Below are 24,134 nucleotides of genomic sequence, written 5' to 3'. Positions count from 1 at the left end.
TATTTGTTTACGGCTATCCCAGCCGGTGATTAATCTAATTGATAACCAAAATTCCTTAACTCTTTATCAGAACTTCTCCAATCCTTATCTACCTTTACAAATGTTTCCAGATAGATAGACTTACCAAAGAAATGTTCAAGTGTCTTCCTAGCTTCAGTTGCCACCTTTTTAAGAGCCTTACCTTGTTTTCCTATTATTATCCCCTTCTGTGAATCACGTTCAACAAAAATAACAGCATTAATACGAATACAATTCTCTTCCTCTTTAAATTTTTCAACTACAACCTCAACAGCATAAGGAATCTCTTTATCATAATACAAGAGAATCTTTTCTCTTATTATTTCAGTTACAAAAAAACGAGCAGGCTTATCAGTCCACTGGTCCTTACCAAAGTAAGGAGGTGAATCTGGAATCAGTTCCTTAATTCTCTTCATCACAACATCAACATTGAATTTTGCAATTGCAGAAATCGGAATGATTTCAGCATTAGGCAACATTTCATGCCAATCCTCAACCAGCTTAACCAATAAATCCTGATTTATAAGATCTATTTTATTTATCAACAGTATAACCGGCACGTTTATATTACGCACTTTCTCTATAAAGTCAGTATTCTTATCCGGTTTCTCTACTGTATCAGTGACATACAATAACACATCGGCATCAACCAATGCAGACTCTGAAAAGTTAAGCATTGATTCTTGCAACTTATAATTAGGTTTCAACACTCCTGGAGTATCAGAAAATACTATCTGCATGTCTTCAGTATTCAATATACCCATAATACGATGACGTGTGGTCTGAGCCTTGAATGTTGCGATAGATATCCTCTCACCAACCAATAAATTCATTAATGTAGATTTACCTACATTAGGATTTCCGACAATATTAACGAAACCAGCTTTGTGCATAATATATTTTTATATTATATGACAAAAAAACGCATCTGTCAGGGATGCGTTTTTTGTATATTTGTTTTTTACTGTCAAATATTACTTATTTCCGTCATAACCCCACTTTACATAAGCAGCTCCCCAAGTAAATCCGGCACCAAATGCAGTGAAGATTATGTTGTCTCCTTTTTTCAGCTGTTTTTCGTAATCCCACAAGCACAATGGCAATGTACCAGCACTAGTATTTCCAAAATGCTGAATATTAACCATCACCTTTTCCATTGGAACACTGAGTCTGGAAGCTACGGCATCAATAATTCTTAAATTAGCCTGATGAGGAACAATCCAGTCTATATTATCTTTATTCAGACCATTTCTTATTGCTATTTGTTCGGTAACATCCGACATATTGGAAACAGCATATTTAAAGACAGTCCTTCCTTCTTGATAAAGATAATGCATCTTATTGTCTATAGTAAAATACGAAGGAGGGCATACAGAGCCTCCGGCCTTCATATGAAGAAAAGGAAGTCCCTTACCATCTGTCCTTAAAATGGAATCCATGATACCATAATCTTCAGTAGTAGCTTCAACCATGCAAGCTGCAGCACCATCACCAAAGATAGGACATGTCGCACGATCAGAATAATTTACCATTGAAGACATCTTATCGGCTCCAACTATAATAATTTTCTTATGTCTTCCCGACTGAATCATACTTGCAGCAGTTTCCATTGCATACAAAAAACCGCTACATGCAGCCTGCAAATCAAAAGCGTAAGCATTTTTCAGTCCCAACTTATCACACAATATAGAAGCTGTAGAAGGGAAATGATAATCAGGAGTAGTTGTTGCAACTATAACACAATCTATAGAATCAGGATCTGAGTTCGTTTTCTGCATAAGCTGCTTTGCCGCCTTACGCGCCATATATGATGTACCCAATCCTTCTTCATTAAGAATGCGTCTTTCTTTCACACCAATTCGAGTCATTATCCACTCATCATTAGTGTCAACCATTCTTGATAATTCTTCATTTGTAAGAACATAGTCAGGAACATATCCCCCAACACCTGTTATTACCGCATTTATTTTTTCCATCGTTTCAAATTTTAGTTTGAATCCTAAAAATAAAGCCGAAGAGCCGAAGCCCTCCGGCTTTATTTTTTCAAGAACATAAACTGTTCATGAAAAAGTTCCACTCTGATTATAGAGCAGCCTCTTTTTCAATTGCTAATTTACCTCTGTAGTAGCCACAAGCTCCACATACTGTGTGATACACATGCCATTCACCGCAGTTTGGGCAAATAGCCAAAGTAGGAGCAACTGCTTTATCATGAGTTCTTCTCTTAGCAGTTCTCGTTTTTGATTGTCTTCTTTTAGGATGTGCCATTTTACTAAAACTTTATTTAATTATTATTTAATATTTTCTTTAATGCATTCCAACGCGGATCCGTTTCCTTCGCTCCATCCTCATCATTTTCGGATTCATCACATTCGGAATGAGCAGCATCTTCGTTGTCATATCTCATCAGACCACTCAATGCCTGTTGCATTTCTTCGTTACATTCCCCCTCTTCATGTACTATTCTGTATGGGAGACTAAGATATGCAAATTCATATATATTCCAAGCCACATTTATTTTTCCTTCCGATTCCGGAATAGTCAAGATTTCATCATCATCAGAAAATTCATCTCCTAGTTTTACCTTCAATTCATTCTCTGTGTCAACATCAACATCAACTTCATCCAAACATCTATCACAAATGCCAACAACATACCCCTCAATGTGAAATTCCAACAAGAATGCCCCTATTCCTTTTTTCACTGTCACAGTAACATCCAACTGGCCTTTCTGAATATCTGTAGCCTCTATCAATTTAAAGAATTCATCATCCACCTTATATTTATATACAGCAGATGATTCTCTCATATTCTTTAAATCTATATCATATATTTCTATCTTTTCCAAGTTTGAATACCATATAAATCGGGCGACAAAGTTACAAAAAATAATTCATTAATTCTAATATTTGCGTTCAATATTTTGTCAAAAAAATATATACACGTATAGTAACCCTCTGAAAAGAAAATATTTATTACAATAAATCTTATACTTCATGCACAATACCAACAAAAGAAATAACTTTGCATAAGAAAGAAATATTAGTCAGAGTTTTTAATGGATAATTTATCTCAAATCACACAAGAATTTATCTTAAACCACCGTAAAGATAATGTTAAATTGCTTGCTTTACAGTATAGCAAACAAACATGTATTAATATAAACGAAGCCATTACACAAATAGCCGGATGGCAAATCGCAGAAAAAAAAATCCCTTCATGGGCTAAGCAGGAAGGAATCATATACCCTCAACATTTATCAATGGAACAATGTTCCTCAGAAGTTACAGCCAAGTATAAATCCTCACTTATAGCTGGTGAAAGTTTTGTAGATCTCACAGCCGGCTTTGGAGTCGATTGCTCATTTATGGCAAGTAAATTTAAAAAAGTCCATTATGTAGAAAGACAAAAAGAATTATGTAAAATTGCTGAACACAACTTTCAGACATTGGGATTAAACCATATAACAATACACAATACCGACGGAATTGACTTTTTAAAAGAAATGAATAAGGTAGACTGTATCTTTTTGGATCCCGCCAGAAGAGATAGTCACGGAAGTAAGACCGTTGCTATATGCGACTGCGAACCTGATATAAGAACTATTGAAGATATGCTGGTAGATAAAGGACAGACAGTCATTATAAAGCTATCTCCAATGCTTGATATCTATTCCGCCATGAATGACTTGAAATATTTAAAAGACCTGCATATAGTATCGGTAAACAATGAATGCAAAGAGCTTGTAGCAATACTTCAAAAAGACATAAACAATAGCAACATAAATAAAGACAAAATAAATATCGAATGTGAACAAATTCTCACCAACTCACAATCACAACATTTCAAATTCAACTTTTCAGAAGAAAAAGCCACAGAAATCGAGTATTCAGACAGTATAGAAAATTATCTATACGAACCAGGAGCTTCCCTACTTAAGGCCGGACCATTTAAATTAATATCAAAAACATTCGGGATAAAAAAGTTACATCCAAACAGCCACCTATATACATCAAAGGAAAAAATTAAAAATTTTCCAGGCAGACAGTTTAAAGTAACAAATGTTTCAACATTCAATAAAAAAGAGCTCAAGACCTTCCTTCAAGGCCTTGAGAAAGCTAATATAACAATAAGAAATTTTCCTTCCACTGTTGCAGATTTAAGAAAGAGATTAAAACTTAATGAAGGTGGCGACATATACATATTCGCCACAACACTAGGAAGTGGCGAAAAAGTTCTTATAAAATGCCAGAAAGATTAAAATCACTTTTTCTTCAATAAAAAATCATCAATTGCACGCTTTAAACTTTCTTTTGGAAGAGCCCCTTGAGCAATCTGCGGATCACCACTTACCGGAATAAAAAGCAAAGTTGGAATACTACTTATGCCAAACGCTGCTGATAACTCCCTCTCCTTGTCCGTATCTATTTTATAGATAACTATTTTACCGGCATATTCCTTGGCAAGCTCTTCCAATACAGGTGCAATAGCTTTACATGGACCACACCATGTAGCATAAAAATCTACAATCGCAGGTTTATCCCCTTCGTATACCCACTTATCCGAATTCTTCTCATAATTATAGACCTTTTCTATGAATTCTTTTTTAGTCAAGTGTTTTACATAAGACTCATTCTCACCAATTCCAACTCCCCTGACAATAAAAATATTCATAAAAAATATCACCAAAGCAAACAATACGTTTTTTCTCATATTATATCAATTTTAAATTATAAACATCTTATTTTTTTAATAAACATTCAAATTTACGACACTGTTTCATACATTAAGAATTTGTAAAAGGTACTACGACTACATATCATCCATAGACAACCCCTTATAGGAGATTTTATACCCCCTGAACTCACCCGTGGCACGCAGAAATGCCGCTGCCTTATGTTTCAGGACATCCAAGTCGATATTATCAGCATTACGTTTCACCTCGTAAAACGTAGCTTCTTCGTCCAGTTCATTCTCGGCCACAATGTCGATTTCATTTTCACCCTTGCGGTCCCACCATCCTCCAATGCGCGTGTAGGCATGGCATCCAATCAGCATACGCCTGAAATAGCGTTCGAGCATCAGACCGCTGAACGTCTCGTAATCCCGGTTGATTATTGTCTTCAGGCTGTCATAGTTCTCAATTTCAAGCATATAGCTGTACTTATAGATGAAACGGAACCAGAACGTGAAGAAGTTGTCCTCAATCGTATAGCGGACATTCTTTGTGGAACTCTTCTCAAAGAGGGGCTGCTTCTTGGCAATGACCTCATACTCGTTTTCCAGCTTGGTCAAGTATCCGCCGATTTCCCTGCCCACAATGTCCTCTATTTCCGAACGGGAGGTCTTGCCTCTTGCTATAGCTGACAGAATCGAGAAATATACACCATAGTCCTTACCGAACTCCTCGATAAGGACAGCCTTGCCTTCTCCCAGAAAAATGGAATCAGCCTTTATAATATTGTCAATCATGGCCGACTTGGTAGTCGCTCCGGCATCCACAAGCAGCTGGACATACTTGGCCACGCCACCCGTGAATGAATACAGTGCCAGCAAGTCCTCCGACGTGTGTCCCGGATGATATTCCGCGAGTATTTCTTTCAACACAGTAGGAGTGAACGGGCGTACGGTCATAAAACGTGTCTGTCTGTTATACAGAGGTTCCTTCTTGTCCTTGAATATCTTTGTCATCATAGAGTATATCGAACCGCAAACGACGAGATTCATGTGAGCTTTCGTACTGTATATGTCCCAGATCCGCTGCATGTCGCTATACACCGACTTGTTCACGCGGAAGAACTCCTGGAACTCGTCAATGAACAATGTGACCGGACGCTCCATGGAAAGCTTCATCAGGAATTCAAACACATCAGCGAAATGTTCTGCCCGTCCCATTGTTGGGACTCCAAGCTTGCTCTCTATTTCAATCCGATAATCCTCACACAAATCACCTTCAGCCTTACGGGCAACAAAGAAATATAAAATAGGTTCGTCCTCGTATGCCTTCCACACGAGAGATGTCTTACCTATACGGCGGCGTCCTGTCACTACCGTGAACTGGGCGTTGTCCCTCGACATCCTGCGAATCTCACGCAAGGATGCTATTTCATCTGTTCTATCAAAAAATCTCATATCATTAGTCCTTTCTTTGTTTATTCCCGAAACACTCATTTCGGAAATGACCGTTTCGCTACTGCAAAGATAAAGCAAACACACTGAAAATCAAAATAGAGGTGGAAGTTTCATAAACGAAACAACCAAGGATCATACTTTTCAATAACCGTATTTGGTTATTGAATTGAATTTTCTTATGAATGCATAAAACAGTAATTACAGATAAACATCATGAAATTGTAATGTCGCAAAACAAATAAATATAATTCATTTGTCAGTTTTACGGAAATTATTATCATTGTTCATAAAGAAAATCAGTATATTATGACAGATGTCGTAAAAATAGCATCCTATATCTGCCGACGTTATCGGCAACAGTTTGGTAGAGAGATTGATGAAAAGAAGTTGCATAAGTTACTTTATTTTACTCAGCGAGAATCTATTATCCAAACAGGAGAACCTTTATTTAAGGATTGTTTTGAAGCCTGGAAATATGGTCCTGCAATGGTTCCTGTAAGGCAGAAATATCGGGATAATGCATTACATGAAGAATTGTTACCTGAAATAATAGAAATTTATAAGTCTGTATTTGACATGGTGTTTGAAACATATGCACAAAAGGATTCTTGGAGTTTAAGTAGTATTACACACGGAGAATACTCTTGGCAAAAAGCAAGACAGAAGGTTACAATAGAAAATCAACATGCGCTTATCATTACAGATGATATCAGAGAAGATGCCGAAGGGATAAAAATTAGACGTTTTATATATGAAAAGGCAAATTCCTTGATGACAAAAACAAACAATCATGCAAATAACTGAAGAGCAAAAGTAAATACTAAATTCCCTTGTTTGCGAACGCCTGTCTTCTAACGATAAGAATCTTAGGTTGGTCAAGGCTTTTTGTAATGTAAGAAACGGAAGTTTGGAACACACCCTAAAGAACGAAGCCTATGAAGAGGACGTGGCTGAAAATATTGCTTATTATCTCATTAAAGACAAAAAAGAGAATATTCTTTTTTATTTTTCTATAAAATATGGAATCCTATATGATTTGTTTGGTGAAGAAGATAAACTACGCAAAATAAATTCTCTTTTCCATTTTCTCGTAGAGCTAGAAAAAGATCCGTCTTCTACTGAAGAAGACAAAGAGACTAAATCCAATTTAGGTTTTAAGAATTCTAATGAATATGTTACGGCTATTCCACTTTATGATTATGCTTGCAAGTTCATGTATCAAGAATTAAAAGATATTGAAAAGAAAAGAAAGAATTTCTACTTGGAATTTAATCCTGATGAAAAGAGTATTTAATAACTCAAATTTCAAGGTGATCTGAAAAGAGTAGAGGGTGTGCCAAAGACACACCCTCTACTTTGTATGAGATTTTAATAAAATTTATTCTGAAGGAAGTTTAAAAGTTTCAGAATAAGTACCAAAATACCCTGCAGACACATAATAGTACAAATTTGCAACTATAGTGTTAGTCTCAGGATTATATTCTCCACCATATTGGCTATTGTTAACGTAGATAGGGCCATAACTGGCATGGGTACCTATTTGCTGGTCTTCTACTACTACTTCATTATTTTCATTTACTTTAATAACCAAGTCTTTACCTTCTTCTGTTAATGAAACAAATTTATACCAATTTGCATGTGATGCTTTCATTGTTTCACATGTAATTGTTTGTTCAAAGAATTGACTTATCATTTGACTTTCACCTATAGGATTCCACTGAACAATTTGGACACTACCTACTAGAGTTGAAATGGTAGATTCAATATATGGATCTATAGAGTGATTATCCAGTTCTATTGTTAGGTTGTATAGAACTCCAACTTCTGCATCCGGAAATGTAATGTCAAAAGTTTTAGATGATTCACCATCAGCAAAACTCACATATTCCGGTACATTGAAAATACCAGTCTTATTATCTATTATATTTAGACCAACAGTGCACTCGCCTTCTGTTATCTCTCGTGTAACAGTTAAAGTAATTTTCTTCTCTTCATCAGGTGTCAATTCCTTAAAGAAGCCATCTTCACTCTCTAGAAATGAAGCTTTTACACAATCTTTGCTTATTACTTGAGCTGGTGTATATTCACAATCTTTAGTACAAGAAACAGAGCCAAACACAAGTACCATTAACAAAGCCGCGTAACCATATTTATATAATTTTCTCATAAATATTTCTTTTTAATATATTACATTTATATTAGTAAGCTTGACTAGGATCAGGATTTTCATAACCTACTAATGCAGAATTACTGTTTTTTTCTGTAGCTACTATACAGTAATTCATCCATGCAGGTCTTCGTGAAGTATTGAAATTAGTTAATGATTTCCAATTTGATCCTTGATAATCACGTGTAACAGACATATCTAAGCGTTTAACGTCAAAGAATGTCAATCCTTCGCCCCAAAGTTCAACTCGTTTCTGGAATACTATTTCATCAATTACATTTGAATTTGTACATGAATAAGTATATTCAGCAACATCGTCTGCTATACGATAATTATTCATAAAACTTTCAAGAAGTGTTTTACCAGTACCTGGTGCAACATGTTCAGCAGCTTCCGCCTCAATAAAGTACATTTCCTCTACACGCATTAATGGGTATGCAGTAGCAGCAGTAAGGTTTACATCGTCTGCGTTTCCTTCACCTGGACGGAATTTTAAACTACCATATTCTTTTACTGTAGATGAAAAATCCATATAAGCAGAGCTGACGTATTCATTTTTATCACTTAGTGGTGAACCATTTGGAGCTTTCCAAAGGCGTTTTCTGAAGTCATTATCATCTATGCGATTATACATACTGGCATCTATCATAGCTTGTGCTCCGTATGCACCAGCATAACCAAATGATGTCTCATTTGATTTCCATGAGGTCCAATTGATTATACCTGTTTGAACAAGATCATTTTCTTTAACTAATTGCGCTCCCCACATCCAACAATTTATATTATTAAATCCTTTAGATGTACTTAAGCATTCCTCTTGTGTCATTGGTGCTAAATTAGATTCTGTAATAGCTAACCTCGCATATTTTTGGGCATTCTTATATGCTTCAATATCGGAATTACCATTAGCATCCTCAGCTAACCACATATAATATCTTGCCATTAACCCATAAACAGCATCTAAATGAGGCAATACATGAGAACTTTCTGTTAGATTGACAATATATTTTTCTGCAGCTTGTAAATCTGACAATATAAATTCTGCCATTTTCTCACGTGTTACACGTGGATTATTCTTTGCTTGCTCTTCTGTTGTAGTTTCTGTTACAATAGGAACTGTAAGTCCTGTTACGTCATTACCTGCTAGGTTTGGCATTTTAGTACCATCTGTTGGCAGATATTCATACATGCGGGCTAAATCTAGATAAAGCATTGCTCTATAAGCATATGCAGCACCAATATATCCCTTTTGTATTTCTGTAGCCTTATCAATAGGAAATGCTGCTAATAATTTATTTGCAGATAATACACATCTCCAATAAAAATTCCAGACAATTTGATTGTATAAATAATCCTCTCCCATAGAAATATTACGCTCCCATGCCTGAAACTGATCGTAATTACTTGCGTAAATTGGCATATCATTTGTCTGTATATCACGAATATGCATCATTGCCCCATATCCCCAATCAAAATGATAATCTCCAACTGTAAATACAGGAGTATTTAGCATTGCGTGCATACCCCAAAGCATAGCTGAGGCAGATTGATCCGATGAAATAATTTGGTCTTCTGTAGCTCCATTAGTAGGAAATGTCTCTTCTATACAGCTACTCATTACAAGTGATGAAGAGATACAAAAGCCTGTTAAAAGTTTTATTATATTTTTCATATTTGATAATCTTTTTATCTAAGTTATAAGTTTAGAATGTTAATGTAATACCTCCTGAGATAGTACGCATAGGTGCATAATATGAAGATGTTACATTACCAGATATACTTTGTCTAGGATCGAGTCCCTGACGTTTCGACCATAACCATAAATTCTCACCAGCGAAATATAAGCGAATTTTTTCTATTCCAGCTTTACGAGTTACACTTGCAGGTAATGTATATCCAAATGTTACGTTTTGTAAGCTCAGGTAAGAAGCATTAGTTAAGAATCTATCAGATGATGAAGCTGTAAACTGATCATCAAATTGCAGGCGAGGAATATTACTGTTTGGATTCTCAGGAGTCCAAGAATTTAGTAAATCAGCATGGAAATTACTACCTTTTGAACTTGTTCCAGGAGAAGACATCATTGAAGCGTAATCACTATCATAAACTTGCCCTCCTATTTGGTAATTAAAGTCTGCCGAGAAGTCAAATCCTTTGTAGCTAAATGTTGTACCAAAACCACCATATGCATCTGGCAATGCAGTTCCGCAATCATAGAATGTTGCTGATGAATAATTAGTTGTCTTTACACGTGTTACATTACCTTCAGAGTCCTTTTGATCCATGTAATATAGAGCCTCACCATTTTCATTAACTCCAGCATACTGTTTCATTCTATAGGTGTATAGAGGAAGACCTTCACCAAAGAATTTATCGCCACTGCTAAATCCTTTATGTTCACCTAAACTCATACTTTTACGTTCTTCTGGAAGGTAAATTATTTTATTTTTATAATGTGTCAGATTCAAACGAATATCCCAAGTTATATCTTTTGTTTTTATAGGAGTTCCTGTTAATTCTATTTCAACTCCCTGGTTACGCATATCACCAACATTTGCGTAATAAGAACTATATCCAAAAGATGGAGCTAATGGGAAGCTGAATAGCATGTCAGTTGTTTGACGTAAAAAATATTCTATACTACCATTAAATCTTGAATTGAACAATTCAAATTCGATTCCTGCATTAAAGTTTCCATTTGTTTCCCATGTTATATCTTTATTACCCATTGTCTCAGGAACTGCAGCTGGTTCACCTCCTGAATTTACAATTGTATATGTATTTACATAACGATAATTACCTATATTATCATTTCCTTGTGAACCGTATGATGCTTTAACTTTCAACAAATTAATCCAATCTACATTAAAGAAATCTTCTTTCGATACAATCCAAGCAGCTCCTGCAGACCAGAAATTACCCCATCTATTATCAGGATGAAATCTACTTGAAGCATCGCGACGGTATGATCCAGACAAGAAATATTTCTCAGCGTAATCATATTGGATACGGCCAAAATATCCTTCTGTATTATAGTCTGTTGTGTAGGAATTACTACTTCCATCAGTAATAGCACCAGCAAGTTCATGATTGGTAGGATCGAACATATTTGATTTACTTGCATACAAATAATAATATTTATATTTATAAGCTTCATGTCCGATCATGACATCCAAATTATGATTTTCAAATGAACGTTTCCAATTCAATATCTGTTGGTGATTGAATGCCAGACTGCGTGTATGAGATTTATTTACTATACCATTCTGGCTAGCATACTGGCCATAATATGGATTTGTATATGATGTTTGACGTGTTTCATCAAGAAATACACTGCTATTCCATGTGAATTTAAAATCTTTAAGGAAACGTATATCAACGAACCCAGAAGCATTCATTCCATTACCTTCAGAATTATTCTCATCTAGTATGTTTGAAGCGTATGCATTAGCGCCAGACATATAAGGGCGTTCTAAATATGTATTATTTCCTTCTGCATAATAACCATCACCATAATCATAACGCTTAAAGCCATTAGAATCATATAATATGTTTCCCTGAGCATCACGTATATACATAGGATAAATCGGTGCCATTTGTGTAGCAATAGCAAAAACATTTCCAGAAGAGCTAGAAGAACCATCTTCAGTCAATGAATTGGCGTTAAAATGAATATATGCTAAATTAGCCCCCACTTTCAACCAATCGTTTACTTGATAATCAGCTTTTAATCGTCCATTGAGACGTTCGTAATCAGACTTAGCAGTAATACCTTCATTGTTTAAATAGCTAACAGACGCGTAAAATGAAGATTTATCTGTACCAGCACTTACATTTACATTATATTCCTGTCTTAATCCATGATTGTAAACTTCATCCAACCAATTATCCGGACTTAATAAATACTGTTGACCTCCATATTCAACAATATTTCCTAATGTCGCATTAGGATTAAGTTTTCCATTTGTTCCGATTAAGAATTGTCCTTCAGGTATATTGTAAACATTATATCCTAATGAATAAGTATTAGCAGAATTAGGATCAATCATGTTTTGATTAGTTGCTATATGTGCTTGACTAGGAGTCATACCTTCAGCATTAACGTAAAAGCTCTTCAATGCTCCATAATACATTTCATAATATTGAGCTGGACTCTTAATTATATTATAATCTTGCACTCCTCTTGAGTTTGATCCCCATTTTGCGTCAACTGTAACTCTAGCTTTGCCAGAATTTCCCTTCTTAGTTGTAATGATAATTACGCCATTAGCACCTCTTGCACCATATAAGGCATTTGAAGCGGCATCTTTCAACACTGTCATAGATTCTATATCTTGAGAAGATATATTATTCATATCTCCGTCATATGGTACACCGTCTAATACAATCAAAGGGTCGTTTCCTGCATTAATAGAACTGATACCACGTACACGAATAGTTGGAGAAGTTGCACCTGGTTGCCCAGAGACATTATTTAATTGCACACCAGACACCTTACCACTTAAGGCATTAGCAACATTTGAACTTTGAATTTTGCCAATTTCTTCTGATGAGACAACACTTGCAGATCCCGTAAATGATGATTTTTTAGCAGTACCATAAGCAACGACCATAACTTCATCCAGCATTTCTGCATCAGAATGAAGAGACACTTTAACTACAGGTTTAATAGCAACCTCCTGTGGTTTCATTCCTATGAATGAAATTACCAGAGTTCCGGCCGAACTTTTCCATAATATCTGTTTCTCAATGAATTATGTTAGTGTATATAAATAAGAATATAGTTAAGATAATCAGGCATTTTTTTCTAAATCCTTCACTATTCCCTGCGGAAGTATGTCTGCATAATGTTGTGTGGTACGGATATTCTTATGTCCTAGTAGTTTTTGTACCGTGGTAATATTTACACCTTTATATACAAGTAAAGTTGCATTAGTATGCCTTGCTGTATGAAAAGAAATGTGAGTATTTACACCAGCCAATGCCTTTATTCTTTTAAGTTCCTTATCTATACTGGAGTTTGAACTTATTTTGAAAAAAGAATTCATATTGTGTTTATACTTATTTAATATAGAAATTGCTTTACCGTTGAATAATAAATACAATGGCAATCTAGTCTCAACTCCAGTTTTAACAGATTTGTACATAAGCCATATCTTATCATCAATATTCATCAGATTATCTTTTGTTAATGAACAAAAATCAGAATATCTTAAACCTGTATAACAACAAAACAGGAATGCATCCAGTGTATGTTGCATATTTCTATTTTTTTTTGCAAGAACCAGTTTTTCTAATTTGTTTAATTCTTCAGGTAATAAGAAAGTATATTGAGACTCGCCTTTAAGCATTTTGTATCTTCTGAATGCGTCATCAGAGTTATTTATTAGTTTTCTGTTCACAGCTTCATTGTAAAAGCTTCTAAGATGTTTTATATGTTTAATGATAGTATTTATCTTGTATTTTCTGGCAAAAAGAAATTTTTCAAAATTCATAATATATTCATACGTAATATTGTTGAATGTTGTGTTATAATTGAATAGACTCAATACTTTTACAGTTGTCATAAGATTTCTTTTTGTACTTTCCCTTTTTCTACTAATATGAATATATTCTTTACAGAAGTTTAAAAATGAAGATTCCTTCGCTTCATTACACCAGCTATCTGGCATGGTTAATTGTTCCAAAGTCATTGGAGTATCGTTTTTCCACATTTTAAGTTCTTGCCATTCCAGTTTGAGGATACATTCCTGTAAATATCTATTCAGAAGTTCATGGTTTGGGTGAGTTGAGTTTACCTCTTGAGAATATGAATTCCAATATTCCGGTTTAAGAGAAACATTTGTTGGCAAATACACTTTTTCTGAAAACTGCCTTGCTTCTATTACGACCGTGCCAAGTGTATCGGCATTTAGATTATTTTCACTATTAAACACTAACCTAAAATAAATTTTCTCCATAATACTTTTTAATTTATAAATTGTGAATATAGTTATATATTATTTGTCAACACATAAACAATGGCTATAATAAACTTATGATTTGTAACAAAAGGATTGTGATGCTTACAAAATGATGTTTTTATGATGTAAAACATATTTTAGATTGCATTTTTAAAAGAAAAATGTCAATTTAAGTGTTAAAAAGCAGGTTGTGTTGATATTTTGCTTGAAAAAAGAGAAAAAAATCCAAATTTTATTAGTACTTTCGCAACCTGTTAGAGAGAACAAATTTTTATTAATGTAAAGTTAAACTTTAAGAGAGATTTTTATGAAAAGAAAATTGATGCTGTTAATGACCTGCCTGTTTATTGGCATTGGTCTGGTAAACGCTCAGGTCTCTAAGGTGACAGGTACTGTCACTTCTCATGAGGACGGTTTACCGGTAGTAGGTGCATCTGTATTGGTTAAAGGTACTACAGTTGGTACTGTAACTGATATTGATGGTAATTTTACTATTACTAACGTTCCAAGTTCGGCCGGAACTCTGATTATTTCATTTATCGGTATGAAGACTCAGGAAGTTGCTATTAAACCTGTAGTTAAAGTAAGCCTTCATTCTGATACAGAAGTTTTGGACGAAGTTATGGTTGTAGCTTATGGTACAGCACGTAAAGAATCTTTTACCGGTTCAGCTGAGGTTATCAAAGCTGATAAGATAGAAAAAAGACCTGTTGCTAATGTTACTAAAGCATTAGATGGTATGGTTGCTGGTGTACAAACGACATCAGGTTCTGGACAACCTGGATCAGGAGTATCAGTAGTCGTTCGTGGTTTCGGTTCTATTAACTCATCACAGAACCCATTGTATGTTGTAGATGGTGTACCTTATGATGGTAATATTTCTGCAATAAATCCTAATGACATTGAATCCATGACTGTACTAAAAGACGCATCAGCTGGTGCTCTATACGGTTCACGTGGTGCCAATGGAGTAGTTATGATTACTACTAAAAAAGGTAACTCAGGCAAAGTTAAAGTTAATTTGAAAGCTAATTGGGGTGTTTCTTCAAGATCAATCCCACGTTATGAAACAATGGATGAAGCCGGATATTTGGAAACTGTATACCAGTCATACAAAAACGATCTGATATACAATGATGGTATCTCTCCTTCGGATGCAGCTGTATTAGCTCTCCAAAATATGAAAAGCGGCGCTACAGCTATCTTGGGAGTAAACGAACAGTATAATCCATTTAATTATTCTATTACAGAACTTATCGATCCAACCACAGGAAAAGTGCGTAGTGATGCTTATTTAAAATATTCAGAAGATTGGATGGATGAAGCAATGGATAAAAGCCCTTTACGCCAAGAATATAATGTTTCATTCAACGGTGGTAACGAGAAAACTAAATATATGTTCTCTCTGGGTTATCTTGATGAAGAAGGTTTGTTGAAAACAACAAGCTTCAACCGCTTAAACGGTCGTATGAATATCAGTACAGAAGTTACTAACTGGTTAAAAGCGGGAATGAATGCCAGCTATTCAAGAAACGAGAGTAATACTGCTGTAGAAAACTCTTCTGGTTCATCAAACGTATGGTACACTGCACAACTTATGGCACCTATCTATCCGGTATTCGAGAAAGATGCAAACGGTGCTACAGTTATGGATAATTTAGGTAATCCGGTATTTGACTACGGTTCTAACCGTCCGGCTGGAGCAAATGCAGATTGGAATACAATCGCTACATTATACGATGACAAATATTCAACAACAAGCGACAACCTAAGTGGTCGTATGTTTGCTGATTTAGGAGACCTGAAAACAGGTCCATTGCAAGGATTAAAATTATCTGTAAATTACGGTTTCGATATTGTAAACTCTGCAGGTATGACTTATTATAATCCTTATAACGGAAACTCTGTTTCAGTAAAAGGTACAATACAAAAAGCTGTTGCCAGAACTATGAGTTATACATTCAACCAATTATTAAGTTATGATAGAAAATTTGGAGTACATCATGTATCTGCTATGGTAGGTCATGAGTTCTACAAATATAACTACCAATATCTTGGTGCATCAAAAACCGGTTTCCCATTTGGTGGATTGTATGAATTGGACGCTGCAACTACTATTACTAGTGCATCTTCTTATCAGCATAATTATGCCGTTGAATCAGTGTTATCACGTTTTGCATACGACTATGCTGACAAGTATTATTTGTCTGCAAGTTTCCGTACTGACGGTTCTTCCAGATTCCACAAAGATAACCGTTGGGGTAACTTCTGGTCTGTAGGTGCAAACTGGCGTATTTCACAAGAAGAGTTTTTAAAAGATGTTTCTTGGATTAATAATTTATCAGTTAAGGCCAGCTATGGTGTTCAGGGTAATGATAATCTGGGAACATATTATGCATGGCAGTCATTCTATGATTTAGGATATCCAAATGGCAATATGAGTGGTGTCGCATTGTCATCACTTGAGAACAAAGACTTGAAATGGGAGAAAAACGGCAACCTGAACGTTGGTTTAGAAGGTAGATTCTTTGATCGTTTATCTGTTGGTATTGAATGGTATAGCCGTAAAACTAGTGATATGTTAATGTCATACCCTATGGCAACATCATTAGGTTTCGATGGATATAACAAGAATATCGGTAGTATGCGCAACACAGGTTGGGATATTACATTAAATGCCGACTTAATCAGAACAAATGATTTCAACTGGAATCTTACTTTAATGGGATCAACCATTAAAAACAAAGTGTTACAGCTTGCTGACAAACCTGAAATCATCTCTGGTAGCTACATCATTCGTGAAGGTGAAACATTAAATTCATTCTATACAGCAAGTGCAGCCGGTGTTGATCCAGCAACTGGTAAGCAACTATACTGGGCTTGGGATACAGATGAAAATGGCGTAAAAGGTGAAAAATATATTACTGACGATCAGGCAAAAGCTACTGCATGTAAAGAAATTCAGGGCAGTCGTATTCCTAATCTATATGGATCATTTACTAACAGTTTTAAATACAAGAACTTTGATTTGAGCGTTCTGTGTACTTATTCTATTGGTGGTAAAGTCTTAGATGGTGTATATAATACATTACTTTATGGTAACTATATTGGTCAGGCAAAAAGTAAACATCTTGAACGCGCATGGAAACAACCAGGCGATATTACCGACATTCCTAGAATTGAAATAGGTAAGAGCTACATTATTACAGATAACAATTTGATTAATGCATCATATTTGTCTATCAAGAACATTACATTAGGATACTCTTTACCTTCCAATTTGATCAAGAAACTAAATATGGAGAATATCCGCATCACAGCAACCGGAGACAACCTGGTACTATTCAACCATTTGAAAGGTATGGACCCACAATACAACTTCACTGGTGGTACAAACTTTGGATATGTTCCTGTTAGAACTATTTCATTCGGTATAGATGTTACATTTTAATGATTAAAACTATAGAAATAAAATGAAAAAGAATTTATTATATATCTTTTCACTTGCAGGTTTATTGACATTTAACTCCTGTGCAGATGAATTGAATACAGAACCAACTGATAAAGTTTCAGGAACTCAAGTTTTCGAAGATGCCAATAGTGCAGAAGCGGCAATAAACGGTGTATATAGAATGTTATATGTTGCCGGATGGAGTGCAAACTGGGGTTCAGAGAACTGTGGACAAACAGCAATCCAGTTGCTGGCAGACTTAATGGCAGAAGATCATTTGATGTATAGCCAGGGACAAGGCTGGTTCTATGAAGATTACAGACTAAATGTACATGGAGATTTTTCGAATACTTCAGGTCGTTCATATTCTATTTGGAACTTCTACTATACTATAATCAGTAATCTGAACTATATCATTGCTTCCGAAAATACAATGGGAGGTGATCCAGCAGAAGTCAAAAGAATAGTAGGTCAAGCATACGCTATGCGTGCATATAGCTATTTCTATTTGATACAATTATATCAGCAGACATATAAAGGTAATGAGGATAAACCAGGTGTTCCTGTATATACAGAACCTACAGTTGCTGGTTCCGAAGGAAAACCTCGTGGTACTGTTCAGCAAGTATACGACAGAATTAATGAAGATTTAACTAAAGCTACTACTTTATTAAAAGATCTTGAACAGAAAGATATTTCTCACGTAGATTACTATGCAGCTCAAGGTTTTCAAGCCAGAGTTTCATTGGTACAACATGAATATCAGAAAGCTGCCGATGCTGCTGCTGAAGCACTTAAAAAGCCAGGACTCCAATTGGCAAGTGTTGAAGATTTAGGTGGAAATAATAACGTAGACGTTTCGGATGTTATGTGGGGTATGAAAATTATAGCAGACCAATCTAGTGGATTTGCAAGTTTCTTCTCACACATGGACGCTGATGCCCCTGGTATGTACGGTTCGAAAGCACCTCAATGCATTAGCACAGGTTTATATAAACTTATACCAACTACAGATACACGTTTAGCATGGTTCCGTGGTGCACTGAGTGAAGATGAAGAAGTTGCTGGAACATCTAAAATCAGCTATTGTCAGTTAAAATTCAAAATGGCAGATTATACAACTCGTACAGGAGATTATATACTGATGAGAGCTGAAGAAATGGTCTTAATTAAGGCAGAAGCAGAATGTCATTTGGAACAATACGCTACAGCTCGTAACACAATAAAAGAACTAGGTACATTACGTGATAATGGTTTTGAAACAAGATTGGCAGGTAGAACAGATTCTAATTCTTATAATTCTAACACAAACTCAGCATTAGTAACGCTGATGGATGAAATTTTATTCCAACGCCGTGTTGAATTATGGGGTGAAGCAGGTAGAATATTCGACTTGCAACGTCTTGGTTTAGGTTACAACCGTAAATATGAAGGTTCAAATCATACTGAGACTGTTCAAACAAAGAATACTGAAGCGGCTTCTCCACTATTTATCCTTCCATTACCTCAATCTGAAATTGACGGTAACGAGAACATAACCGATGCTGATCAGAATCCTATTGTACAATAATTTAATGCACAAATAAAAATGAAAAGAAATATATTATATTGGAGTCTATGCCTTTTATTAGGTGCAGCAACATTCACTTCTTGTAATACAGATGCTGAAGGTGTACTGTACGAAAATGGAACTGGTGTAAGTTTTGCTTCAACAACAATGTCTGAAGAAGTTTCTACAGAAAATGAAGGTAAAATTCTTGTTCCTATATACAGATCAAACACAAATGACAACTCAGAAATACAGATTACTATTGATGAAAATACTGTAGCTGAAAACATATTTACACTGAGTTCGTCAACTGTAAAGTTTAATGAAGGAGAGAATGTTTCTTATGTTGAATTAAACTTTGATCTGAATTCACTGGGTGCAACAACTACCTACAATATCACTTTAGAAGTTCAGGATGCATCACAAGTTTCCATATCAGGAGAGGGAAGTATAAAAGTTACTGTTAAAAGACAGTTGACATGGACATCATTTGGTACTGGACAATTTACTTCAGAGTTCTTTGGACAAGCTTGGCCACAAGCAATAGAAAAAGCTGCTGAAGGCAATATCTATAGATTAGTAGACTGCTATGTTGAAGGATACCCTATAGTATTTTCATTAAGCGATGACGGACAGGAACTTGTTGCCTGGGATATACAAGCAACAGGTTATACTAACGCCACTTATGGAATGGTATATTTTGCAGCTACAAGTATGACACGTGAAGGTAATGTTCTAAAATTCCCTATGCAAGGAGTTGTAGAATACAATGGTGGTTGGGGACTGCTATATCAAGGATTTACTGAAACATTAGAGTTACCAGCTGAATAATTGCCAACAATCAAAAGATTTACATGATAAAAAATAGGCTGTCTCAAAGTGAGACAGCCTATTTTCTTATAAATCCTCTTTCTTTTGCCCACATTTAATAATTATCACAATGTTGCTATTGAATTTAATTGCTCTCTAAAATCTAATATAAAATTACGACTATATTCTTTCACAAAATAAAAGTAATCACTACCTGTCTTGAGAATATCGACAAATTCATTTGTCGTTTGCGATATAGAACTCAAAGTAAACATTTTTGTTTGAATCAAAGTGAGTACAGAGGCTACGTTAAAAATTAATTTTGTATCATCATGAATATACGGAGCAACCAATGTCAAATATTTATCTCTATTACAGTCATTATCAATGTGTCTAAACAGATTTACTGTTTCATTATTTATCTGCTGCGTTTTTGAACGAATCAGAGTTGCTTCAATGAGCCAATATTTTTCGTTACTGAATATTTCAATATCACCAATATTACCCGGAGCATGGGAATAAGGTATACCAGATTCATCGCATATATAATTAGGCTTATAGACCATTTTATCACCTAAATACGTATATACATACAGTGTCAATAAGAACTCAAATTTAACAGGATCCTGTATAAACCAGAATAAATCTTTTCCTTTCTTATCGCCAGATGAAACTTTCAGTAGAGACTGCTCTATAAGTTCCTTAGTAAGGCCATAAGAAGTTATAATGTTTGAAATCTTTTTATTATACTCAGCAGTTGAATAGTCATCTTTTTCCCTATATGCCATTACAATATTCTCTAACCTGTTATCAAATGAACCGAGCAGTTCAAAATACTCTTCCTCATTATCTTTAGCCGTTTCTGTTATAGAGAAATTTTCTGCTTTTAATGCTTGATAGAAACCCATTCTATTCTCATTAGGAGAAAGCATTAATATTCCTTTATAATCTATTGTAATAAAGCCTGTCAATTGAAGAACTCTGAATACAGTATTTCCATAATCACGAAATGCGGATTCCTGCTTTGCTACCTTCGAATGAAGTACATCAACTGCATTATACTTAGACACAACGAGACTATAAGCCTTTTCAGGGTCATTACCTATTTTATTTTTTTCAATCAAACCCAAAAAGTCATTCACATTTCCATCATCTGAAAACAAACCCACATTGAATTGGTTTATTGACAGTCTGTGTCCTCTTTTTTTAAGTTCAATAAGAGTATCAATAATAAATTCAAAGAAATTGAAATCATTAAGAACGCGTCTATATGGAGACTTTCTCCAAAAGCGCATACATTGTACTGCAAAAGCCTCAGACAAAGTTATCTTTTCATTTACCAATGCTTTAGCAATTGGTGAAAGACGTAACTTCTGATTATATTGTGCATAAATAAAACCAAACTCAGATAAAGTCTTTAAGTATCTTGTAAACGCTGCCTGATAACCTGTGGGATACCCCCATTCGTTATTATGATGACAATTCTCCTTTATCCATTCATGCAAATAACTTTCTGTAAGGATTACATCAGAAAGTTTGTCAGTTGTTACTACATAGTCCAAATACAACTGAGAATATACCTTCAAAATACCCTCATCGTCGAGAACTATACCTTCATACTTAGCAAATGTTTTCAGGATTTCCTCATAACGTTCTGGATTTCTTACTGCAACCTCCAATGCCATTTGCTTGAAATATCGCTTACCATGTTTAACATTATTAGCCATACAATCAATAGTTTGTTACAAGCACTTCATTAAAATCCTTTATCGTGTTATCATTAAAACTTATGTAATTACTTTTTATTGGATAGGTTGTATACCGAGCAGACCAATCAATGAAGGCATCGTTTACTCTACCCTTATAGTGTGTTACATTAGAAATTGCAAAATGTACCCCTTGTACAGATAATCTATCAAGTTCTGCAAGTAATTCTCTTTCTGTTTGTTCATTCCATAGTTTATTGTATTCACTGAATGTAATAAGGTATGGAGGATCAAGATAAACAAGGTCACCATCTTGAAACTGAATATTTCGGAGAAATACCCGAAAGTCCTCATTATACCAATCTACCTGCTTATGAAGTAATATTGTAAAATAATCCTCTAAAGCATCGTATGTATTTTTGTTAAAATCCACATTTCCAACAGGCAGATTAAAATCTCCTTTTCTGTTGAAACGTAACATTCTATTGAAACCATACATAAGTAAAATATATAGTCTCATTATATCTTGCTTTCCTTCACTATTAAAATATTCTTTCAATCGGTTATAAGCATCTTTATTATACTTTGCATAATAAGTTTTCGGATACATCTTTTTTAATTCATCAGGAGCTGTATGTCCACAAAAAGACAAAGATAATCCATACTCATTTACCAACTGAAAGAATCGGTCATAGAAGTCTTTCTTATTATTAATATAACCACATAACATTCTGTGAATAGCAATCACATAGCTGTCGATATCATTAAGTATAAAACCATTAGCTTCGACATTCATCATTACACTGCCACCACCCACAAAGGGTTCTATAAGTCTATTTATATTCTGTGGAAAATGTGTTTTTATTTCACGGATAAGTTTATATTTATCGCCTACATAAAACAGTGGCGAACGAGCTATTCCGTTTTTCATTATCAACTGTTGTTATAAATAAATACTCTTTATGATCGTCAAATTCTGTTTTACCTGCATTAAACGCTTGATGTTTATGCGTAAATACCCTGGTTGTACCGCACTTATTCAACACTTCTACAATCTGTTCAAGTTTAATTTTATTTTCAGACGATGAAGATTTTGATTTATACGTATTGTTGTACGACACTACAATATATTTTGCATCAATATTAGCAACAAGGTCTGTGAATGCACTAAATGCTTTCACCCTACAATAGTCACTCATATTTTCTTCTGCAGGCTTGCGGGCAACTCCATTTAATACAGGTTTATCCCATTTCACCAGTACTTCATACACATGATAAAATCTACTATACTGCCTTGAATTGTAAGGAGGATCCATGTAAACAATATCGGCATGAATATTCCTTGCCAATACATTCGCATCTTCTTGATAAATAGTAACTCCCTCAAACGATTTTACATCAACCAAACGCATAATAAATTTACGTGGCTTTATTTCCTTCTTGATATAAGCCTCAAAATGTCCTAGTGTGTTAGCAATTCTATCGATACTATAAATCAGTGAAGCTATAAGGATACAATACTCTTTTTCAGTCAACGTCGGTTTGATCTCTTCAATAACATCGCGTATATAACCTATTATTTTAGCAGATGCCATATCAAAGTATTTATTCCCATAATTCTCGGAAAAATAATTATCCTTTATTGTGTTTGAATCTATACTATTAAATGTATCCAACAGATTAATGATCTTTTCTTTATTCCAGTCACCAGTTGAAAAGAAAGCCTTATATAGTACGTTGTTAGAATAAAGAAAATCATTAATAATAACGTTATTATATAAATTAACAGCTCTATTGGAGACAGATCCAGTACCAGCAAAGATATCACAGAATGTATGAACATTCTGAGTCTCATGCTCTATTAAGTCAAATATCCAATCTATAAGTTTTGCTTTGCAACCAATATATCTACGACTTTCTAATTTGTATGGTTTTGAATATACTGCTTCCTTCCATAAAGGAAGAATCTCTTGCCCATAAGTTGCTACAGCCTCCCTTAATGTAAAAGTATCCAAACCTTCAATCTCTGTATATTTCATCTTATTTAGTAATCCTTATGAGATTTGTTAGTTATATTCTGAATACAAAAGTACTAAAAGCCACTTAACAGATTTCCATATTGGAAATTATTTTAGCATTTTATCAATAATTTTCCTATTTGTGTATTAAACATAAGATCCACAAATACAAATAATAAATACAAAAAGGGTGTAAATCTCGTATTCACTTGATTTACACCCTTTTCAGCGGAGAGACAGGGATTCGAACCCCGGGTACCTCGCGGTACAACGGTTTTCAAGACCGCCGCAATCGACCACTCTGCCACCTCTCCAAAACT

General features: G+C 34.8%; 19 protein-coding genes and 1 tRNA gene. 6 read left to right on the top strand and 14 right to left on the bottom strand.

Annotated elements, in window-relative coordinates; translation table 11 throughout:
• Positions 1-29: 29 nt before the first annotated feature.
• The 4 genes from era to Q0486_RS02530 all read right to left on the bottom strand — a co-directional run bounded on the left by era (position 30) and on the right by Q0486_RS02530 (position 2,827).
• Positions 30-911 carry a GTPase Era gene (era, locus tag Q0486_RS02545; RefSeq protein WP_299230143.1) on the bottom strand — a complete coding sequence of 294 codons (882 nt, stop codon included), beginning with the start codon at positions 909-911 and terminating at the stop codon, positions 30-32.
• 81 nt (positions 912-992) lie between these two features.
• Complete coding sequence (locus Q0486_RS02540) at positions 993-1,994, bottom strand: beta-ketoacyl-ACP synthase III (protein WP_299230142.1); 1,002 nt, start codon at positions 1,992-1,994, stop codon at positions 993-995.
• A gap of 106 nt (positions 1,995-2,100) precedes the next feature.
• On the bottom strand, positions 2,101-2,286 hold the full coding sequence (gene rpmF / locus Q0486_RS02535; RefSeq protein ID WP_007559879.1) for a 50S ribosomal protein L32: 186 nt from the start codon (positions 2,284-2,286) through the stop codon (positions 2,101-2,103).
• Between the two features lie 16 nt (positions 2,287-2,302).
• Positions 2,303-2,827, bottom strand: a complete 525-nt coding sequence (locus tag Q0486_RS02530) for a DUF177 domain-containing protein (protein WP_299230141.1) — start codon at positions 2,825-2,827, stop codon at positions 2,303-2,305.
• A gap of 249 nt (positions 2,828-3,076) precedes the next feature.
• On the opposite strand from Q0486_RS02530, the gene Q0486_RS02525 reads away from it, so the two are divergent.
• Positions 3,077-4,279, top strand: coding sequence for a class I SAM-dependent methyltransferase (locus tag Q0486_RS02525; RefSeq protein WP_299230140.1), 1,203 nt, complete (start codon positions 3,077-3,079; stop codon positions 4,277-4,279).
• A gap of 2 nt (positions 4,280-4,281) precedes the next feature.
• Here Q0486_RS02525 and trxA read toward each other — a convergent pair whose 3' ends face one another.
• Positions 4,282-4,731, bottom strand: a complete 450-nt coding sequence (gene trxA, locus Q0486_RS02520; protein WP_299230139.1) for a thioredoxin — start codon at positions 4,729-4,731, stop codon at positions 4,282-4,284.
• 99 nt (positions 4,732-4,830) lie between these two features.
• Complete coding sequence (locus Q0486_RS02515; RefSeq protein WP_299230138.1) at positions 4,831-6,150, bottom strand: ATP-binding protein; 1,320 nt, start codon at positions 6,148-6,150, stop codon at positions 4,831-4,833.
• A gap of 306 nt (positions 6,151-6,456) precedes the next feature.
• Between Q0486_RS02515 and Q0486_RS02510 the strand changes: the two genes are divergently transcribed.
• Both Q0486_RS02510 and Q0486_RS02505 read left to right on the top strand, forming a co-directional pair.
• Positions 6,457-6,954 carry a type II toxin-antitoxin system antitoxin SocA domain-containing protein gene (locus tag Q0486_RS02510; protein WP_299230137.1) on the top strand — a complete coding sequence of 166 codons (498 nt, stop codon included), beginning with the start codon at positions 6,457-6,459 and terminating at the stop codon, positions 6,952-6,954.
• A 103-nt stretch (positions 6,955-7,057) separates the two neighbouring features.
• Entirely contained in the window at positions 7,058-7,444 is a 387-nt protein-coding gene (locus Q0486_RS02505; RefSeq protein ID WP_299230136.1) for a hypothetical protein, read from the top strand.
• 84 nt (positions 7,445-7,528) lie between these two features.
• On the opposite strand, the gene Q0486_RS02500 is transcribed toward Q0486_RS02505, so the two are convergent.
• The 4 genes from Q0486_RS02500 to Q0486_RS02485 are packed head-to-tail and all read right to left on the bottom strand — an operon-like array spanning position 7,529 to position 14,277.
• The gene (locus Q0486_RS02500) at positions 7,529-8,317 is read right to left on the bottom strand and encodes a hypothetical protein (RefSeq protein ID WP_299230135.1); all 789 of its coding nucleotides are present in this window, start codon (positions 8,315-8,317) and stop codon (positions 7,529-7,531) included.
• 31 nt (positions 8,318-8,348) lie between these two features.
• Positions 8,349-9,989: a RagB/SusD family nutrient uptake outer membrane protein gene (locus tag Q0486_RS02495; protein WP_299230134.1), complete on the bottom strand. Its 1,641-nt coding sequence runs from the start codon at positions 9,987-9,989 to the stop codon at positions 8,349-8,351.
• A gap of 31 nt (positions 9,990-10,020) precedes the next feature.
• Positions 10,021-13,056 carry a TonB-dependent receptor gene (locus Q0486_RS02490; protein WP_299230192.1) on the bottom strand — a complete coding sequence of 1,012 codons (3,036 nt, stop codon included), beginning with the start codon at positions 13,054-13,056 and terminating at the stop codon, positions 10,021-10,023.
• Positions 13,057-13,110: 54 nt separating this feature from the next.
• Positions 13,111-14,277 (bottom strand): site-specific integrase, encoded by a 1,167-nt coding sequence (locus tag Q0486_RS02485; protein WP_299230133.1) that lies wholly within the window; start codon positions 14,275-14,277, stop codon positions 13,111-13,113.
• 310 nt (positions 14,278-14,587) lie between these two features.
• On the opposite strand from Q0486_RS02485, the gene Q0486_RS02480 reads away from it, so the two are divergent.
• The 3 genes from Q0486_RS02480 to Q0486_RS02470 are packed head-to-tail and all read left to right on the top strand — an operon-like array spanning position 14,588 to position 20,111.
• Positions 14,588-17,731: a TonB-dependent receptor gene (locus Q0486_RS02480; RefSeq protein ID WP_299230132.1), complete on the top strand. Its 3,144-nt coding sequence runs from the start codon at positions 14,588-14,590 to the stop codon at positions 17,729-17,731.
• A 22-nt stretch (positions 17,732-17,753) separates the two neighbouring features.
• A complete protein-coding gene (locus Q0486_RS02475; RefSeq protein WP_299230131.1) occupies positions 17,754-19,301 on the top strand; it encodes a RagB/SusD family nutrient uptake outer membrane protein in 1,548 nt (515 codons plus the stop codon).
• An 18-nt stretch (positions 19,302-19,319) separates the two neighbouring features.
• Positions 19,320-20,111: a hypothetical protein gene (locus Q0486_RS02470; RefSeq protein WP_299230130.1), complete on the top strand. Its 792-nt coding sequence runs from the start codon at positions 19,320-19,322 to the stop codon at positions 20,109-20,111.
• A 104-nt stretch (positions 20,112-20,215) separates the two neighbouring features.
• Here Q0486_RS02470 and Q0486_RS02465 read toward each other — a convergent pair whose 3' ends face one another.
• The 4 genes from Q0486_RS02465 to Q0486_RS02450 form a co-directional block, all read right to left on the bottom strand.
• Positions 20,216-21,817: an AlwI family type II restriction endonuclease gene (locus Q0486_RS02465; RefSeq protein ID WP_299230129.1), complete on the bottom strand. Its 1,602-nt coding sequence runs from the start codon at positions 21,815-21,817 to the stop codon at positions 20,216-20,218.
• Between the two features lie 4 nt (positions 21,818-21,821).
• Positions 21,822-22,727 (bottom strand): Dam family site-specific DNA-(adenine-N6)-methyltransferase, encoded by a 906-nt coding sequence (locus Q0486_RS02460; RefSeq protein WP_299230128.1) that lies wholly within the window; start codon positions 22,725-22,727, stop codon positions 21,822-21,824.
• Positions 22,681-23,835 (bottom strand): DNA adenine methylase, encoded by a 1,155-nt coding sequence (locus Q0486_RS02455; protein WP_299230127.1) that lies wholly within the window; start codon positions 23,833-23,835, stop codon positions 22,681-22,683. The genes Q0486_RS02460 and Q0486_RS02455 overlap by 47 nt, the downstream gene beginning before the upstream one ends.
• A 208-nt stretch (positions 23,836-24,043) precedes the next feature.
• Positions 24,044-24,128: transfer RNA gene (locus Q0486_RS02450), tRNA-Ser, on the bottom strand.
• Positions 24,129-24,134 lie beyond the last annotated feature (6 nt).

It is taken from the genome of uncultured Bacteroides sp. (assembly GCF_937912035.1).
In the GTDB taxonomy this organism is placed as follows: Bacteria; Bacteroidota; Bacteroidia; order Bacteroidales; family Bacteroidaceae; genus Phocaeicola.
Note: the sequence above shows the minus strand (reverse complement) of the source record. Positions and strands in the feature narration are given on the sequence as shown.

Bases quoted from the DNA above. Each gene is read 5' to 3' on its own strand.
- Q0486_RS02495 (WP_299230134.1), bottom strand. From the start codon at position 9,989: ATGAAAAATATAATAAAACTTTTAACAGGCTTTTGTATCTCTTCATCA.
- Q0486_RS02470 (WP_299230130.1), top strand. From the start codon at position 19,320: ATGAAAAGAAATATATTATATTGGAGTCTATGCCTTTTATTAGGTGCA.
- Q0486_RS02525 (WP_299230140.1), top strand. From the start codon at position 3,077: ATGGATAATTTATCTCAAATCACACAAGAATTTATCTTAAACCACCGT.
- era (WP_299230143.1), bottom strand. From the start codon at position 911: ATGCACAAAGCTGGTTTCGTTAATATTGTCGGAAATCCTAATGTAGGT.
- rpmF (WP_007559879.1), bottom strand. From the start codon at position 2,286: ATGGCACATCCTAAAAGAAGACAATCAAAAACGAGAACTGCTAAGAGA.
- Q0486_RS02480 (WP_299230132.1), top strand. From the start codon at position 14,588: ATGAAAAGAAAATTGATGCTGTTAATGACCTGCCTGTTTATTGGCATT.
- trxA (WP_299230139.1), bottom strand. From the start codon at position 4,731: ATGAGAAAAAACGTATTGTTTGCTTTGGTGATATTTTTTATGAATATT.
- Q0486_RS02510 (WP_299230137.1), top strand. From the start codon at position 6,457: ATGACAGATGTCGTAAAAATAGCATCCTATATCTGCCGACGTTATCGG.
- Q0486_RS02475 (WP_299230131.1), top strand. From the start codon at position 17,754: ATGAAAAAGAATTTATTATATATCTTTTCACTTGCAGGTTTATTGACA.
- Q0486_RS02540 (WP_299230142.1), bottom strand. From the start codon at position 1,994: ATGGAAAAAATAAATGCGGTAATAACAGGTGTTGGGGGATATGTTCCT.
- Q0486_RS02455 (WP_299230127.1), bottom strand. From the start codon at position 23,835: ATGAAATATACAGAGATTGAAGGTTTGGATACTTTTACATTAAGGGAG.
- Q0486_RS02485 (WP_299230133.1), bottom strand. From the start codon at position 14,277: ATGGAGAAAATTTATTTTAGGTTAGTGTTTAATAGTGAAAATAATCTA.
- Q0486_RS02460 (WP_299230128.1), bottom strand. From the start codon at position 22,727: ATGAAAAACGGAATAGCTCGTTCGCCACTGTTTTATGTAGGCGATAAA.
- Q0486_RS02500 (WP_299230135.1), bottom strand. From the start codon at position 8,317: ATGAGAAAATTATATAAATATGGTTACGCGGCTTTGTTAATGGTACTT.
- Q0486_RS02530 (WP_299230141.1), bottom strand. From the start codon at position 2,827: ATGAGAGAATCATCTGCTGTATATAAATATAAGGTGGATGATGAATTC.
- Q0486_RS02515 (WP_299230138.1), bottom strand. From the start codon at position 6,150: ATGAGATTTTTTGATAGAACAGATGAAATAGCATCCTTGCGTGAGATT.
- Q0486_RS02465 (WP_299230129.1), bottom strand. From the start codon at position 21,817: ATGGCTAATAATGTTAAACATGGTAAGCGATATTTCAAGCAAATGGCA.